General features: G+C 68.4%; 12 protein-coding genes and 1 pseudogene. 11 read left to right on the plus strand and 2 right to left on the minus strand.

Going from position 1 to position 15,709, the window contains the following annotated elements; all coding sequences use genetic code 11:
* Window positions 1-215 precede the first annotated feature (215 nt).
* From D7V93_RS19615 to D7V93_RS19655, 9 genes are all read left to right on the plus strand, one after another.
* On the plus strand, window positions 216-1,688 hold the full coding sequence (locus D7V93_RS19615) for a circularly permuted type 2 ATP-grasp protein (protein ID WP_120644884.1): 1,473 nt from the start codon (window positions 216-218) through the stop codon (window positions 1,686-1,688).
* On the plus strand, window positions 1,685-2,671 hold the full coding sequence (locus D7V93_RS19620; protein WP_120644874.1) for an alpha-E domain-containing protein: 987 nt from the start codon (window positions 1,685-1,687) through the stop codon (window positions 2,669-2,671). The genes D7V93_RS19615 and D7V93_RS19620 overlap by 4 nt, the downstream gene beginning before the upstream one ends.
* Before the next feature lie 11 nt (window positions 2,672-2,682).
* Window positions 2,683-4,443, plus strand: a complete 1,761-nt coding sequence (locus tag D7V93_RS19625; protein WP_120644875.1) for a class II glutamine amidotransferase — start codon at window positions 2,683-2,685, stop codon at window positions 4,441-4,443.
* Between the two features lie 143 nt (window positions 4,444-4,586).
* On the plus strand, window positions 4,587-5,411 hold the full coding sequence (locus D7V93_RS19630) for an AfsA-related hotdog domain-containing protein (protein ID WP_120644876.1): 825 nt from the start codon (window positions 4,587-4,589) through the stop codon (window positions 5,409-5,411).
* Window positions 5,408-6,055 carry a methyltransferase family protein gene (locus D7V93_RS19635; protein WP_120644877.1) on the plus strand — a complete coding sequence of 216 codons (648 nt, stop codon included), beginning with the start codon at window positions 5,408-5,410 and terminating at the stop codon, window positions 6,053-6,055. The genes D7V93_RS19630 and D7V93_RS19635 overlap by 4 nt, the downstream gene beginning before the upstream one ends.
* A complete protein-coding gene (locus tag D7V93_RS19640) occupies window positions 6,043-7,014 on the plus strand; it encodes an NAD-dependent epimerase/dehydratase family protein (protein WP_120644878.1) in 972 nt (323 codons plus the stop codon). The genes D7V93_RS19635 and D7V93_RS19640 overlap by 13 nt, the downstream gene beginning before the upstream one ends.
* Before the next feature lie 12 nt (window positions 7,015-7,026).
* Window positions 7,027-9,726, plus strand: a complete 2,700-nt coding sequence (locus D7V93_RS19645; protein ID WP_120644879.1) for a PEP/pyruvate-binding domain-containing protein — start codon at window positions 7,027-7,029, stop codon at window positions 9,724-9,726.
* Entirely contained in the window at window positions 9,723-10,631 is a 909-nt protein-coding gene (locus D7V93_RS19650; protein WP_120644880.1) for a UbiA prenyltransferase family protein, read from the plus strand. Before D7V93_RS19645 ends, D7V93_RS19650 begins: the two co-directional genes overlap by 4 nt.
* A gap of 174 nt (window positions 10,632-10,805) precedes the next feature.
* The gene (locus tag D7V93_RS19655; RefSeq protein ID WP_120644881.1) at window positions 10,806-11,291 is read left to right on the plus strand and encodes a hypothetical protein; all 486 of its coding nucleotides are present in this window, start codon (window positions 10,806-10,808) and stop codon (window positions 11,289-11,291) included.
* Window positions 11,292-11,371: 80 nt separating this feature from the next.
* Here D7V93_RS19655 and D7V93_RS19660 read toward each other — a convergent pair whose 3' ends face one another.
* The gene (locus D7V93_RS19660) at window positions 11,372-12,493 is read right to left on the minus strand and encodes a hypothetical protein (protein ID WP_147451238.1); all 1,122 of its coding nucleotides are present in this window, start codon (window positions 12,491-12,493) and stop codon (window positions 11,372-11,374) included.
* Window positions 12,494-12,959: 466 nt separating this feature from the next.
* Here D7V93_RS19660 and D7V93_RS19665 point away from each other — a divergent pair, with 466 nt between their 5' ends.
* Window positions 12,960-14,315, plus strand: coding sequence for an AHH domain-containing protein (locus D7V93_RS19665; protein WP_120644883.1), 1,356 nt, complete (start codon window positions 12,960-12,962; stop codon window positions 14,313-14,315).
* Between the two features lie 15 nt (window positions 14,316-14,330).
* Window positions 14,331-14,900: a hypothetical protein gene (locus D7V93_RS19670; protein ID WP_120644885.1), complete on the plus strand. Its 570-nt coding sequence runs from the start codon at window positions 14,331-14,333 to the stop codon at window positions 14,898-14,900.
* 32 nt (window positions 14,901-14,932) lie between these two features.
* On the opposite strand, the pseudogene D7V93_RS19675 reads toward D7V93_RS19670, so the two are convergent.
* Window positions 14,933-15,709 (minus strand): annotated as a pseudogene (locus D7V93_RS19675) (4-amino-4-deoxy-L-arabinose transferase); the annotation flags it as partial.

Consider the following 15,709-nt stretch of genomic DNA (forward strand, 5'->3'; position numbering starts at 1 on the left):
TCACGGTGACGTCCGTCTACAACCGGGGGGACGCCTGACTGTTCGCCACCCGTCGCACGGAGCCCGGGTCCCACCCCCGCCGTGTGTTCACCACCGACCGTGCCACCCCCGAATGACTTCCCGAGGGGCCGCCGGCTGTCCCGCCTTCCCATCCGCCGGTAGAGTCCGCTTGACGCATGGCGTCGTGCGTCTTCGGGTACGAGACGAGGTCCACCATGAGACAGCTACAGGTCCGAGGACTCTTCGAGGGGTATGGCATCGCGCCGGGCACCTGGGACGAGCTGTTGGGGACCGGGGAGGCGCCGCGCGAGGACGTGCTGCGGCTGTTGGAGCGGCTGGGGGCGCGCACGCCGGCGGAGTTCTCCCGCATGCAGGCCCTGGCGGAGCGGGCGCTGATGAACCAGGGCGTGACGTTCAGCGTGTACGCGGATCAGCGGGGCACGGAGCGCATCTTCCCTTTCTGCCTCATCCCCCGGCTGGTGTCGGCGGCGGACTGGGAGCACGTGGAGCGCGGGCTGGAGCAGCGCGTGCGCGCGCTGGGCCTGTTCCTGGATGACGTCTATGGCGAGCAGCGCATCTTCGCCGGGCGGCCGGAGCTGAGGGACATGGTGCTGGGCACGTCCCAGTACCTGCCGAAGCTCAAGGGCGTGCGGCCCGCGGGCGGGGTGCGCATCCACATCGCGGGCATCGACCTCATCCGCGACGGGCAGGGCGTCTTCCGGGTGCTGGAGGACAACCTGCGCACGCCCTCGGGCGTGTCGTACGTGCTGGAGGGGCGGGTGCTGTCCAAGCGCGTGCTGCCGGAGGTGCTGGAGCGCACGCGGGTGCGGCGCGTGGACCACTACCCGGCGAAGCTCGCGGAGACGCTGCGCGCCTCGTCGCCGGAGGATCCGGACCGCTCCACCGCGGTGGTGCTGACGCCGGGCCCGTACAACTCCGCCTACTTCGAGCACAGCTTCCTCGCACGCACCATGGGCGTGGAGCTGGTGCACGGCGCGGACCTCTTCGTGGACGACGACCGCGTGTGGCTGCGCACCACGCGCGGGCCCAAGCGCGTGCACGTCATCTACCGGCGGTTGGACGACGCCTTCCTCGACCCGGAGGCCTTCCGCCCGGACAGCATGCTGGGCGTGCGGGGGCTGATGCGCGCGTGGACCGCGGGCAACGTGGCGATCGCCAACGCGCCGGGCAACGGCGTGGCGGACGACAAGGCGGTGTACGCGTTCGTGCCGGAGTTCATCCGCTTCTACCTCAATGAGACGCCGGTGCTGGAGCAGGTGCCCACGTACGTGTGCGCGCGCGAGGACGACCGCCGCTACGTGCTGGAGCACCTGGGAGAGCTGGTGGTGAAGGCGGTGGACGAGGCGGGCGGCTACGGCATGTTGATGGGGCCGCAGTCCACGAAGGAGGAGCGCGAGGACTTCCGCCAGCGCATCCTCGCACAGCCCCGCCGCTACATCGCGCAGCCCCGCGTGGAGCTGTCCACCTGCCCCACGTGGGACGCGGCCTCCGGCGCGGTCGTCGCCCGGCGCGTGGACCTCCGGCCGTACATCCTCACCACGCCGCAGGGGCCCTGGGTGCTGCCGGGCGGCCTGAGCCGCGTGGCGCTGCGCGAGGGCTCCTACGTCGTCAACTCCAGCCAGGGTGGCGGCTCCAAGGACACCTGGGTCCAGAAGGAGGACGCATGATTGCCCGCATCGCGGAGCACTGCTTCTGGCTGGGGCGCTACCTGGAGCGGCTGGAGAGCGTCGCGCGGGTGTTGCAGATGACGGATCAGCTCGCGCTGGACGCGGACCTGCGGCCGGATCAGGTCTGGGGACCGGCGCTGGCCATCTTCGGCGAGCGCGCCGCCTTCGCGCTCCGGCACGGCGCCGCGGCGGAGTCCGACGGCGAGGCGGTGCAGCGCTTCCTCACCTGGGAGGAGGACAACGGCTCCAGCCTCGTGCACACGGTGCTGGCGGCGCGGGACAACGCGCGCACCATCCGCGAGGTGGTCAGCCGCGAGTGCTGGGAGGTGACGAACGAGCTGTACCACTACCTCACCGGCGAGGCGGGCCGGGCGGAGTACGCCGCGTCGCGCTTCGGCTTCTACCAGCACATCCGGCGCATGGTGCAGCTGTGCCTGGGCCTGTTGGACAGCACCATGCTGCACGACACGCCCCAGGAGTTCGTCTGGCTGGGCGTGATGCTGGAGCGGGCGGGACAGACGGCGCGCTTGCTGGACGTACACCACCATGTCTTCAGCGAGATGAAGCACGGGCACCGGGTGGTGGAGACGGCGCTGTGGTTGTCGCTGCTGCGCGCGTGCTCCGGCTTCGAGCCCTTCATGAAGAGCCACCAGGGCCGGGTGACGGGGGACGCGGTGGCGGCGTTCCTCCTCTTCGAGCCGCGCTTCCCGCGCTCGGTGCGGCACTGCCTGGAGTCCGCGTACCGCTACCTGGGGCACCTGTGTCCGGTGGTGGCGAAGGGGCAGCCGGGCGAGGAGTGCCTGTCCCGGCTGGTGCCCCTGGTGGAGCGACTGGTGCCGCAATCCCTGACGGGCGAGGGCGCTTCGGTGCACGCACTCCTCACGCACATGGTGGAGGGCACGGACGCGCTGTGCACGCTGATCTCCCGCGATTTTTTCGGTCGGGCGCCCACGCAGGTGGGCACCCAGGAGATGGCCGGGTAGAGTCCGCCGCCATGTTGAACCTGCTCGCGCTGTCCTTCGAGGGAGAGCTCGCCCCCGGTCTGGACCTGCGCTGCCTTGCCCCCGGACGCAAGCCGCCGGACGGCTGGGGCGTGGGCTACTACCCGGGCGGCGAGTACGCGGCCACGGTGTTGAAGGAAGCCGCGCCCCAGCTCCACAGCACGCGCAGCGAATTGGTGCGCACGTGGGATCCGCTGGAGTCGTCCCTCATGTTGCTGCACCTGCGGACGGCGACGTGGGGGCCCATCACGGAGGCCAACACGCAGCCGTTCTGCCGCAGCGCCTGGGGGCGGGACTGGCTGCTCGCGCACAGCGGGAGCCTGGAGCAGCGGCTGAAGATTCCCCTGGGGGCGCGGTTCGAACCGGTGGGCTCCACGGACTCGGAGACGCTGTTCTGCCGCTTCCTGGACTGGATGCAGGAGCAGGGCTTCCGGAGCCTGGCGGACGTGGACGCCGTCCGGCTGCGCGCGTGGTTGGAGGAGCTGAACCGGCTGGGGCCGCTGACGCTGGTGGTGTCGGACGGCAGGGACCTGCTCCTCTACGCGGACTGCACCGGGGCGACGCAGGGCTGGGTGTGCCAGGTGTCGCCGCCCTACGAGCGGCTGGTGCTGGGCGACGACGACGTGGAGTTGGACCTCACGCGGCGCGGGGCCAAGAGCCGCAAGGGCGTCATCGTCAGCACGCACCCGCTGCCCTCGCGCACGGACGTGCCGGCGAACTGGACGCAGCTCACGCCGGGCGCGCTGGTGCTGGTGCGCCAGGGGGCCATCCGCGCGGAGGTGCTGCCGCCCGGAGCGCAGGGCACGGTGGCGCCCGCGATGGCGGCGGAGTTCGAGGCGCGAAGCCGTCTGCGCCGTCCGCCGGAGATGCCCGTGCGGGTGATGGACGTCATCCACCGCACCGTCTACCGCTACCAGAACCCGGTGGAGCGCAGCTCGCACCTCCTGCGGCTGACGCCCCGGCATGACCGGCTCCAGTCGCTGCTGTCGCACGACGTGACGCTGTCGGCGGGGGTGACGAGGTCGGAGTACGAGGACGTCTTCGGCAACCGGGTGCGCCGCGCGGTGGTGGAGTCGCCCTACACGGAGCTGGTGATGGAGGCCCGCTCGCGCGTGGAGCTGCGGGATACGGATCCGCTGGGGTACCGGCCGCTGCACGTGCGCTCGGTGCTGCCGCTGGTGTGGATGCCGTGGCAGGCGAACATGCTCCAGCCGTACCTGCTGCCGCCGGAGCTACCGGACACACAGCTGGAGGAGCTGTCCGAGTACGCGATGAGCTTCGCGCGCCGCAACGACCACGACCTGCTGGATACGCTGCTGGACCTCAACTACTCCATCTTCAAGGAGTACCAGTACGCGCAGGGCATCACGACGCTGAACACCACGGCCTTCTCGGTGTACTCGGCGCGCAAGGGCGTGTGTCAGGACTTCGCGAACGTGTTCATCTGCCTGGCGCGCCTGCTGGGCGTGCCCGCACGCTACGTGTGCGGCTACCTCTATACGGGGCCCAAGCACGCGAACACGGCGCAGGCGGAGGCGTCCCACGCGTGGGTGCAGGTGTATCTGCCGGAGGTGGGGTGGAAGGGGTTCGACCCGACCAACGGCATCCTCACCCAGACGGATCACGTGCGCGTGGCGGTGGGCCGGCAGTACTCGGACGCGACGCCGACCACGGGCACCATCTACCTGGGCGGCGGGGGAGAGCAGCTGGAGGTGTGGGTCCGCTGCGAGCCGGTGATGCCCGAAGGGCAGTGATGCGCGGGTAGCTTTCGCTGTATCGCCTCCGCGCATGTATTGAGTCTGGATTCCAGCGTGGAACGGGTGGCCTTGCCCGGTCCTCGTATTGAAACATGCCGGTTCCTAGACTGTCTTTCCCCCTCAGTTGGAGAAAGACAGACATGGAACCTGGTTCCAGCCATCCCGAGCGCCACGTGCGCGTGGAGTCGCCGGAGGCTGTCTCATTCCTGCTCGTGCCCGAGCCCCTCCTCCCCGAAGTCGAGCACCCGTGTCTCATCCCGGTGAACAACGTGGAGGAGGCGGAGTTCCTGGCCGCCGTCCTCCAGGAGCACTGCGGCCTCTACCTGGGCGCGCACGCCGCTGAGTACCGCGAGCTGGCGGAGTGGGCGGACGCCACGCCCCTGGGCGTGCGCGTGGGCGGCCCCTGGCGGAAGGATCCGCCGGACAACGTCTCCGAGCTCCTGGCCCGGGTGCCCGTCCGCAACGTGGTCTCCGAAGGGCGGCAGGCCTTCAGTGAGCAGGAGCAGTCCCGGCCGCTGGAGCGCATTGACGCGGGGCTCGTGCACAAGCGGGACCCGGCGAACGTGCTGCTCGCCAATGCCTGTCGGGTGGGGGCGCTGCAACAGTTCAACGCGTTCACCGAGTCCCCGGAGTTCCACTTCGACCATCCCTCCGAGCACGTGCAGGGGATGCTCCTCACGGAGCTGGCGCGTCAGGCGAGCATCGCGACCATTCACGCCGTGGGGCTGCCGCGGGACTGGGCGCTCATCATGACGCGCCTCTCGTTGGAGTTCCGCCACTTCGTGCGCAACGACATGCCGGTCATCATCCGCACCTTCGTGAGCTTCCGGCTGCCGGAGTGGGCGGAGCCGGTGCGGAGCGTCGGGCGCCGCAGCCGCATGTGGATCGCCGTCCAGGGCTGGCAGCAGGACATCTGCTGCTTCTCGGGGCTCCTGGGCGCGCACAGCGCGAAGGCGGCGTCATGAAGCACCTGCATCGGTGGATGCCCACGCTGCTGCTGGTGACGGGGGTGGGGTTGCTCATCCCGCTCGGCGTCCGGCAGGTCCTGCGCACGCCGGAGGAGAGCCGGCCCATCGCGGCCGTGATGCTGGGCGCGTACCTGGCGTGGATGCTGCTGGAGAGCCGGGTGACGCTGCGGGAGACGCGCAAGCCCACCGCCGAGCGAGACAGCGCCACGCTCGAGCTCTACGCGATAGGGCGCCTGGCCACGCTCCTCCTCGCGGTGGCGTTCCCCACGCTGGAGCAGGGGCCCGTGCCGCGCGCGGTGGGCTTGCTGTGTTTCATCGGAGGTGTGTCGCTGCGGCTCACGGCCATCCGCACGCTGGGGCGGGCGTACTCGCACCGGGTGCGGTTGCCGGACGCGAGCCTGCTCGTCACGGGCGGCGTCTACCGCGGGCTCCGGCACCCGGCCTACACCGGCATGCTGCTGGCGCACGTGGGCTACCTGCTCGTCTTCCCGGCCGTGGCGGGCATCGCGGTGTTCGCGTTGCTGTTCGTTCCGGCCGTGCTCCTGCGCATCCGGCACGAGGAGCGGCTGCTGCTGAGTTCCTTCCCGGGCTACGCCGAGTACGCGGCGAGCCGAAAGAGGTTGGTCCCATGGCTCTGGTAACGCCGCATGGCGGCTTCGGTGTCGTGCTCCTCGGCGCGACCAGCACGGTGGGACAGGCGTTCCTGCGTCAGCGCGGCGAGCATCCCGTGCACGCACTGGTTCGCACTCCCGATGGGCGTGACTGGGGAGAGGGTGTCCACGTTGTGCAGGGAGACCTGCACAGCATCCCCGACGCGCTGTTCCCTCCGTACCCGTATGTCGTCCTGCACCTCGCGACGAAGCAGCGGGACTCCGACGGCACGGGCTTCGAGCGGACCAACGTGGAAGGAACGCGGTTGCTCCTGGAGCGGCTCACGGGAGACTGCCGGGGCATCCTCTACGGCAGCTCCATGTCCGTCTACGGCCTGGGGCCCCACGAGGGCGTGACGGAGGACCATCCCCTGCGGCCCCACACCGCGCTGGCCCGCTCCCGCGTGAAGGCCGAGGCGCTCGTCACGGAGCACGCCGCCCGGGTGGGCCTCCACTCGGCGCTGCTCCGGACGCGCTTCCTCCTCGGGCGCGGGGACCGGTTCGTCCTTCCCGCGCTGGTGAAGCTCGTGAAGCGGGGCGTGCAGGTCGGTGACGACGGAGTGTCATTCTCATTCATCGACGTGGATGACCTGGGCCGCATCCTCTGGCGGCTCGCGCGACGGATGGTGGAGACGCCGCGGCCCGAGCAGCAGGCGTACAACGTCGGCTATTCGCGTCCGCTCGTGCGCTCGGAGTTCCTGGACACGGTGACGCAGGAGCTGGGCCTGGCCCGTCCCGCCGTGAAGCTCTGGGTTCCCAACTGGCTCCTGCTTGCCCTGCGGGAAGACTCCAGCAAGCGCGCCCGGTCGGTGGCTGAACGTCTGGAGTTGCTGAACCACTCACAGAGTCTGGATGTCACGCGGCTCGCGACGGTGCCCGGCCTGGAGGACCTGGTGACGCGGTCTCCGGTGGACGCCCTGCGCGGCGCGCTCAATGCCTTGCGTCCCTGAAAGCCCCAAGCCATGACTGCCCCCCTTCCCCTTGTCTCCATGACCGAGGCCGGAGATCCGCGCCACGTCGGCCAGAAGTTCGCGCGCCAGCAGCACCTGGCGCGGGAGGGCTTCCCGGTCCCCGAGTTCTTCTGTCTCACCACCACGATGTTCCAGGAGGTGGCACGGCCCCTCGTCCCCGCCATCGAGCGGCTCACGTCGACGGTGGACCGCACGTCGCAGCAGGACATCCGTCGCGTCGCCGAGGAGATTGAACGGCTCTTCGTGGAGGTCCCGCTCCCGGCCGGGGTGGAGGCGTCCATCCTGGACGCGTTCGACCGGACCTTCGGCGCCAACGCGATGGTGGCGGTGCGCGCCTCCGTCGTGGCCCGCGCGCTGGGGGAGAGCGAGGACTCGGAGACGGATCCGTTCGCGGGAGTGAGTTCGACGTTCCTGTATGTGCGGCGCGACACGTTGCTGGAGCGGATCCGCCGTTGCTGGGCGTCGGGGTACACGCCGGAGGGGCTCATCTACCGGCTGTCCCAGGGCCGCGACGTCCAGGGGCTCACCGTGGCGGTGGGCATCCAGCGGATGGTGCCGGGGCGCCGCTCGTTCGTGCTCTTCACGTGCGACCCGAAGACGACCGAGCGCAGGACGCTGGTCGTCGCGGGGCATGGGATTGGAGAGGGCGTCGTCCAGGAGAAGGTCGGCGTGGACCACTACTTCCTCCACCCGCAGACGGGCCGCATCGACCGGGAGCCAGGTCACAAGGCGGAGATGTTGTGTGAGAACCCCGAGCCCGGCGGCGAGCTGCTCAGCCGGCCCGTGCCGGAGCACCTGCGGGACGCGCCCTGCCTCACGGACGCGGAGCTGGGCCGGCTGGCCACGCTGGGACAGGACATCGAGCGCACGTTCGGCGTGCCCCAGGACATCGAGGGCACCTTCACCGAGGACGGGACGCTGCACGTGCTGCAGTCGCGGCCCATCGCGTTCGACTTCCGGAAGATCCGCGTGTGGAGCTGCGCGAACGTCTCGGAGAGCTTCCCGGGCGTCACCACGCCGCTGACGTACTCGCTCGCGAGCCACTTCTACGAGGTCATCTTCTACGACTGCGTGCGCCGCATGTGGGGCGCGGACGCGCGGGCCCTGCATGACCAGACACCCGCGTTCCAGAACATGCTGGGGTTCATCGACGGGCGCGTCTACCACTCGCTGTCGAACCTGATGCACGTCAACGGCATCAACCCGTTCGTCGCGCTCACGTCCATGCGGGACCTGGAGCACGTGCTCCAGTTGGACGCCTCGCTGTTCATCCGGCTGCCCGGCCACCGCGACAGCTTTCCCAGCACCGCGAGCTACGCGTTCGCGCTGGGGCGCTCGGTCGCGGGCGCGCTGAGCGTCACCGCGACGTTCCAGCGGGACTTTGACGCGTTCGAGGCGTGGTGGCGGAAGACGCTCGCGGAGGTGCGAGCCCTGTCCCCGGCGCGGGAGGATCCGCTGGTCCTCATCCACCACTTCCGGGACATCTGGGCCGGGGTGGGGAACTGGTGGGGGCTGACGCTCATCAACCACTGGTACATCAACTCGTACTACGGGCTGGCGAGCCGGTTCCTGAAGCAGTGGACCGGCGAGGACCCCAGCGCGCTGCTCGTGGGACTGCTGTGCGGGGCCCGGCCGGATGCGAGCACGCACGCGCTCCTCTCCGCGGTGGCGTTGGCGGAGGCCGTGCGCGCGGATGAGGCGCTGTCGAAGCTCTTCGCGGAAGAGGAGGCGGAGGAAGTGTGGAGGAAGCTCGCGGCCGGGGAGGTCGCGCCCGCGTTCGCCCGGGCGTTCCGCGAGCACCTGAGCGAGTACGGCGACCGGGGTGTCCAGGAGCTGAACGTGGAGCGCCCGAGCCTGCGGGACACGCCCTGGGAGCTGGTGCGAGTCGTCCAGTCCTACGCGCGCACGTCCGTCACGCGGGCGGAGCTGAGGGCCTCCGACCTGGCGCGACGCAAGGAGGCCGAGGCGCAGCTGGCCACGCTCCTCCAGGGGCATCCGCTGCGGAAGCTGGCGCTCCAACAGCTCCTGGAGCGGCTGAGGCGGGTGATTGGCTTGCGCGAGGACAGCCGGTTCTGGCGAGGCCAGCTCTTCGGCTTCAGCCGGCAGGTGTTCGCGGCGCTCGGCCAGCGGATGGCGGAGCGCGGGGTACTCGATGCGCCGCTGGACGTGCACTTCCTCACGATGAAGGAGGTGATGGACCACTTCGAGGGCCGGAGCGTGACCCGGAACCTGGGCGAGCTCGCGCGGCTGCGGCGGCGGGAGCAGCAGGACAACCAGGAGCGCCAGCCTCCGCGCGACTTCACCACCGTGGGCAGCGTGGCGGATGGCGTGCCGAGGGCCGTGGAGGTGGCGAGCGATGACGCCTCGTTGCTCAAGGGCCTCGGTTCGAGCGCGGGAGTCGTCGAGGGCATCGCGCGCGTCGTGATGGATCCCGGAGCGGTGGGTTCACTGGGCAAGCAGGACATCCTCATCGCGAAGGAGACGGACCCGGGCTGGCTGTTCCTGATGCTGGCGTCCGGCGGCATCGTGGTGGAGCGAGGCAGCATGCTGTCGCACACGGCCATCGCGGGCCGGAAGTTCGGCATCCCCACGGTGGTGGGCGTGGCGCACGCGACGACGCGGATCCCGGATGGCGCAAGGGTCCGGGTGGATGGCTCCACGGGCATCGTCACCCTGCTGGGGGAGCCATGATCCGGGCCGTGCTGCGCTTCTCCGTGCAGCGTTATCCGCCGCTGTTCTACCTGGCCGTCATCTCACTCTGGTGCGTGAGCCTGGACGGCATGTTCCAGGTGCTGGACGGCAGCCACGGGCTGGCGCCGTCGCTGGACCTGCTGCACGTGGCGCTGAGCATCTTCGGCGTGGGCTACTTCATGCGCATCGTGGATGAGCTGCGCGACTACGACTACGACCGGATCCACAACCCGGACCGGGGGCTGGCCAGAGGAGACGTCAGCTTCCAGGACCTGTACGTCGCGCTCTCCGTGTGCGCCGTCATCCTGCTGGGGACGAACCTGGTCGTGTCCTGGGTGAGAGCGCTCATCCTGCTCGGCATCATGGCGCACGCCCTTCTTCTCTGGTGGCTGGAGAAGCACAGCGCCGCGTACCAGCGGAGCATGTTCCTGATGATCGGCATCGCCATCCAGTTGCACGTGGGCCATGGCCTCTACGTCTGGGTGGCGCACGCGGAGCGAACGAGCCGGCCCCTGAATCCGGCGGGACTGATCGCCGTGCTGGGCCTCATGTTCCTGTACCTGCACTGGGAGGTGATGCGGAAGACCGCGTGGCCCGGGACGACGAAGCCAGGAGTGAAGCTGTACTCCGACGAAGTGGGGTCCGTGGCCAGCAGCCTCATCGCCTTCGCGATGGTCATGGGAGCGGCGGGGCTCTACCTCGACCTCACGCGCCCGTGGCGGGCGGAGACCCTGTCACAGGCAACAGGCTGGCTCTTCCTGCTGCCCGTCGTGCTGGGAGTCCTCAACCTGGTCCTGTTCTTCAAGACCCGGAGTCCACGAAGCCGTTCGGGACGGCTGGCGGCGATGAGCTACTTCTCGTTCCTCCTCGCCATGCTCGTGCAGGGTTTCGCTGCGAGCAGGTAATCTCCAAGGGAGCCTTGCAGGACGCTCCAGGAGTGAAATTTCAGCGGGGCTTCAAGGTTGCCCCGAAGAGTGAGGGCAACTACGTGTATTCACTCCGAGTGATTATGTTGTTGGGTTTCACGACAGGGCCGTGGTTGCCTCCTCCGCGTCAACCCATACGAGGAGTGGCTGCCCATGAAGCGCATCCTGCCGTTGATACTTACCGCCTTCGCCCTGGCCTGCTCGGGCCCGGACTATCAGGACCAGGAGGGGCGTGAAGACGCCTCGCTGGCGTCCAGTGAGGCGCAGCTGGCGTCCGGGAGCATCTCAGCGAATCCCACGACCGTGCGCATCAACCTGGATCGCACCAACACGGGCACGACGAACATCTGTTGGAGCGTCTCCGGCGCCTCCACGGCAGAGGTGTGGCTGAGCCTGAATGGTCAGGTCGAGAAGCTCTTCGCCCGGGCCCCCAGCGGATGTCAGTCCGCGACCTGGATCACCGCGGGCAACGTCTTCGAGTTCCGCCTCTACGCGGAGACCGCGCACACCACGCTGCTCAACACCGCCACCGTCATCGGAGAGGGCTACCACGGCGGCGTTTGTGGCCCCTGTGCGGCGAACTACTCATGCTTCTGCGGGGACAATGTGTGCCGCCGCAACGGCACGCTCTGTCCCTGATGGGCACGTAGGTCTGGTCACGCCCTCGGGACCTTCCGGGGGCGTGTCATGGAGTGCTCGCGGAACTCGGGGTGGTGCCTCTACTCCGTGGCCTGGGGCCAGGTGTTCAAGACGGCCTTGGCGGCGGCTTCCTGCGCCAGGGCCACCCGGCCGAGCAGCATCTGGGAACCCACTTGGATGCGGAGCCACATCCATGCCGGCGGGCCCGGGACATGGCGTGCATCTTCCGCGGACCGGAACAGTCCTCCGGTGGCGGCCACTACACGCGCGACGCACGCATCGAACTCCGCCTCTGGCAGCCAGCGCAGCGTGTCCAGCACCCGCTCCAGGTCGAACCGTGGCAGTGGCGGAGCCTTTCCCGAGATCGCTTGCAGGACCTGGTGCTCCTGGCCATCGGGAATGAAGGACACGCCCCCGGGGCGCAGCACTCCACAGCCCTCGCGCTCCCCCAGCTTCGCCGCGAAGACCACGACGTTCTCGACCTGCACCCCCGCTCGGGCTGCTCCGAGCAGTGGCGACTGACGGTGCAACTCCAGCAAGAGCATCACCCTCCAGGCTTCTGGGACCAGGCGCGCGTGCAGCCGTCGATCTCCCTTCACGCGCACGTCGAGACGGGACCGGTCGAATTGGACGCCGTCATCCGGAATGGACGCCAGCCGCACTGACTGCGGCTCACCCAGGTGCGGAAGCCAGAGCAGTCGCTCGCTCGTGAGCAGCAGCCGACCGGAACGCAGCATCGGCACGAACCAGCACGCCAGTCCGACGCCCAGGACGAAGAGCGGTGCCTCCCGCTGGAGCGCGGGAGGCGCGAAGAACAGGAGCGGCAACGTCAGCAGGATGCCCAGCACCACCCACAGCACGTAGCGGAGGGGCACCTCGATGTCGGACTTTCTCGTGGAGCTTCGAGCCGAGTGCCTGCGGTTCCGAGTCTCGAAGACAACGACCTCTCCCGGAGCAAGCTTCCTGCGAACGGGCTCCCGCACCAGCGCCTCCAGCCGCGTCAGTGCTTCCTCCAGGGACAGCTCCGGAGGAGCCACCGCCAGTGCATCCAGCCTGCGAAGAGCCAGACCCGTGAGCCGCGCTCGCCGTGCCATCAACTCGCGGGCGTCTCTCCAGATGGCGGTGTCTTCGGTCCATCCCTCTGCCACCGCGCGGCGACCCACGCGCTCCAGGGCCTCCTGCAACACGTCAGCCTGACCCATGAGCGCCGGGAGCAACTCCGGTCGCTGTTGAAGTCGGCGGCGCCACCGGCGACTGCTCAGCAGCGTCTCCAATTCCGCATGAGGGCTCAGTGCCGCTGCGATGACCTCCGCGCGGCCCTCGAGCTGTCGCTCAGGGTCGGCCTCCAAAAGCGACGAAGATGCCGGAGCAGTGCGGGGACGTTCAGCCATGGTGCCAGGAGAATAGGGGACTTCACCTGGCACCCTCAAAGTCACCTGGCCGCTACACCGTGAACGTGTGCAGGCGCCGTCCTCCATGCGCGAAGGACATCCCGCCACGGAGAAACTGCATCGGGCCCGCGCGCGAGGGCTTCGCCCAGGCGGACGCTGGACACCCCTGACGCTGGGTGACCACCCACAGGTCCAAGTGCTACCCTTATCCTCCCTGTACTCTGGGTGCGCTCGCTCTCGGCCGGAGCAGGCAAGGCCATTGCTTGGAGAGTGCCTCATGAGACTGCATCGCGCTGTCGTGTTGTTGCTCTTGCCCCTGTGGGTCGGTTGTGCCACGGCGCGAGTGATTGGATTGGAGACAGACAAAGGCGAGGCCATCACCTTCACTCCACGCGCGGGTGAAGCCGACCCCGTCGAGCTGGATGGAGATGAATTCAAGGAGGCTGTTGCCTCCGTGGCGCGGGAAGTGAGGCCCCCTTTCCATCCTCAAGCGACCGCCGGGGAGCTATTCGACATTGATGCGCGCTGGGGCGCGTACCTCTTCGATGCACGCACTCGTCGCATGACATCACTTGGGCCCGGTGAGCACTTGGAAGGGCAGCCAGCCGAAACGGACGCCGAGTTGACGCGTGCCTACCTGCGCTGGTGCGAACGCACGGGCAGGAAGGGAGACTGTCTCCGGTTGCTGGTGGATGGCCCCACGCTCAATGGAGATGGGCGCTATGCACTCGCCATGGCGCTTGCCCACGGTGCCGTCTTGGAAGAGATGCTGGAAGCGTTCAAGGACATGGCCGACCCGCATGCAATGGTGGCGGCGGCGGTGTGGACCGGCACGATGTATATGGTTCTATGGGCGGTGCCCGAGCCGGTGAGCAAGGGCCTGGCTGCTGTTATGACGGCCACTTTGATTGTCTACCTGGGCGTAGACACGTTCTGGGGCTTGATCGCAGGTTTCCGACGGCTGGTGGAAGAGTCAGACAGAGCCCGCACATTTGACGAACTTCGCGGCGCTGGCGAGCGCTACGGCAAGGTGATGGGAAGGAACTCAGCGCGCGCTTTCGCCATGCTGGCCACGGTGGCCATCGGCAATACGGCGGCGGGGTTCGCGGGCAAGGTGCCGACCCTGCCCGGTTCGGCGCAAGCATCCGTGCAGGCCGGCTCCCAGGCGGGAATCGTGCTGTCGGCTGTTGGAGAAGTGCAGGCGGTGGCGGTGACGGGTGAAGTGATCACCATGACGCTCGCGACTGGCGCGATCTCCAAAACAGCGCGGGGGATGGGAGGTGCAGCTGTCGGCCCGATGGACGCGAAGGGCCATGATCACCACATCGCTACGGACAAGTGGTGGGACTCCGACAAGAGAGGAGGGCCATGGTCGCCCCTGTTTCAGAAGGTATTCGACAAGGCGGGCATGTCTTTGAACGATCCGGCCAACATCGTCAACGTCAAGGCTCACAAAGGGCCGCATCCGCAAGAGTACCACCAACGAATCCTCAATCGGCTGACTGCCGCAACAGAGGATTGCCGGAGCATGCGGCAATGCCAAGAAGCACTGACAGCGGAACTCAAGAAGCTAGCGACGCAGATCTCCACGCCGGGCACCGAGCTGCACAAGCTGGTGACGCGCACCCAGTAATTCCAGATGGTCAGCATGCCAAAACGGTACTTCGATCTTTCAGCCGATATGACACTTCCGGGACGGTGGTCCCTCGGCATTCCCACGGATCAGCAAGGCCGCGAAGTGGACGATCCGTGGGCCTTCAAGAAGGGACAACCGATTCCCAATCCAGGACGCTTGAGGGTCCCCATCGACGTACCTGGAACGGCGTTTGATTTCACCCTGGCAGGCCTGGCGACCCCCATCGTGCACGTCCGGGTCGCTTCCCTGTTGACAGAGTTGGCCACGGACGATGTACAGATTTTCCCCGTGGACATCGCGGGCCAGCCCGATCAGTTCTGTATTCTTGTGGCCACCAAGCTCATCCGGTGCATCAACGATGCGGCATGCAAAGAGGTGGAGCTTTGGAGGCCGGAGGATGGACGACCTGAAAAGGCCGGACAGTATCGGGATGTTTACGGGATGCGGATTGATGCGGCGAAAGTAGGGGAGGCAAATGTCTTCAGGACTTGGGGATGGTCCGTCGCCCTGATTGTTTCGGAGGAAATCAAATCAGCATTGGCGCGCATCGGGGCCACCGGAATGAGGTTCAACGAGGTCTAGCCGTGACCGTCTGGCCGTCGTGCTTGACTGAGCTATCGCGGCGGGACGTTCAAATGGTGCAGCCGCCACACGGTGAACGTGTGCAGGCGCCGTCCCCGGAAGTCGACCGCGAGCTCCACCGGGCCCTCCACCAAACCGAAGCGCTGGACCAGCTCCTCCGGCGGCTCCACGCCGTTCTCCGAACACCACAGCACGTCCTGACCGGGCTCCAGGTCCAGCGGAGGCCACACGTCGTACTGGCTCTTGCGCCGGGCCGGGCCCACCGTGTCCGTCTCCACGCCCGCCGCGTACGCCACCTGCGAGGCGAGCTGGTACGTGGGCGCGTACACCACCGTGCGGCCCGGCTTCATGTCCGGGAAGAGCTTCTCCGGTGTCGCCAGCTGCTCCAGCGGCCCCCAGCCGTGCGTCCGTGACAGCAGCACGTCGCGCTCGAACGTCAGCACCGGGAACAACAGGTGCGACGTCACCGCGAGCGACACCGCCATCCCGCTCCACGCCGCCGCCCGCTGCCACCCGGGCCGCATGCCCGCGACCCCGACGCACGCCGCGACATACGCCGCCGCCGGCCAGTTGGCCTCGCCCCGCGTGCGCGCCGCCGCGTAGCCGAAGAACACCAGCGGCACCACCGTGGCCATGCGCAACAGGAACTGCTCGCGCGGCCCGCGCACCGCGTACACCAGCGCCAGCGGAAACAGCACCGGTCCTCCCAGTGCCAACTGTCCCGCCAGATATTCCCCGAACGTCGCCCACCCGCCGCGCCCACCCAGGCCGTGGTTCAACTGGAACGCGAAGCCCACCCACTCATGGCT

The sequence above is a fragment of the Corallococcus llansteffanensis genome (assembly GCF_003612055.1).
Lineage (GTDB): Bacteria > Myxococcota > Myxococcia > Myxococcales > Myxococcaceae > Corallococcus > Corallococcus llansteffanensis.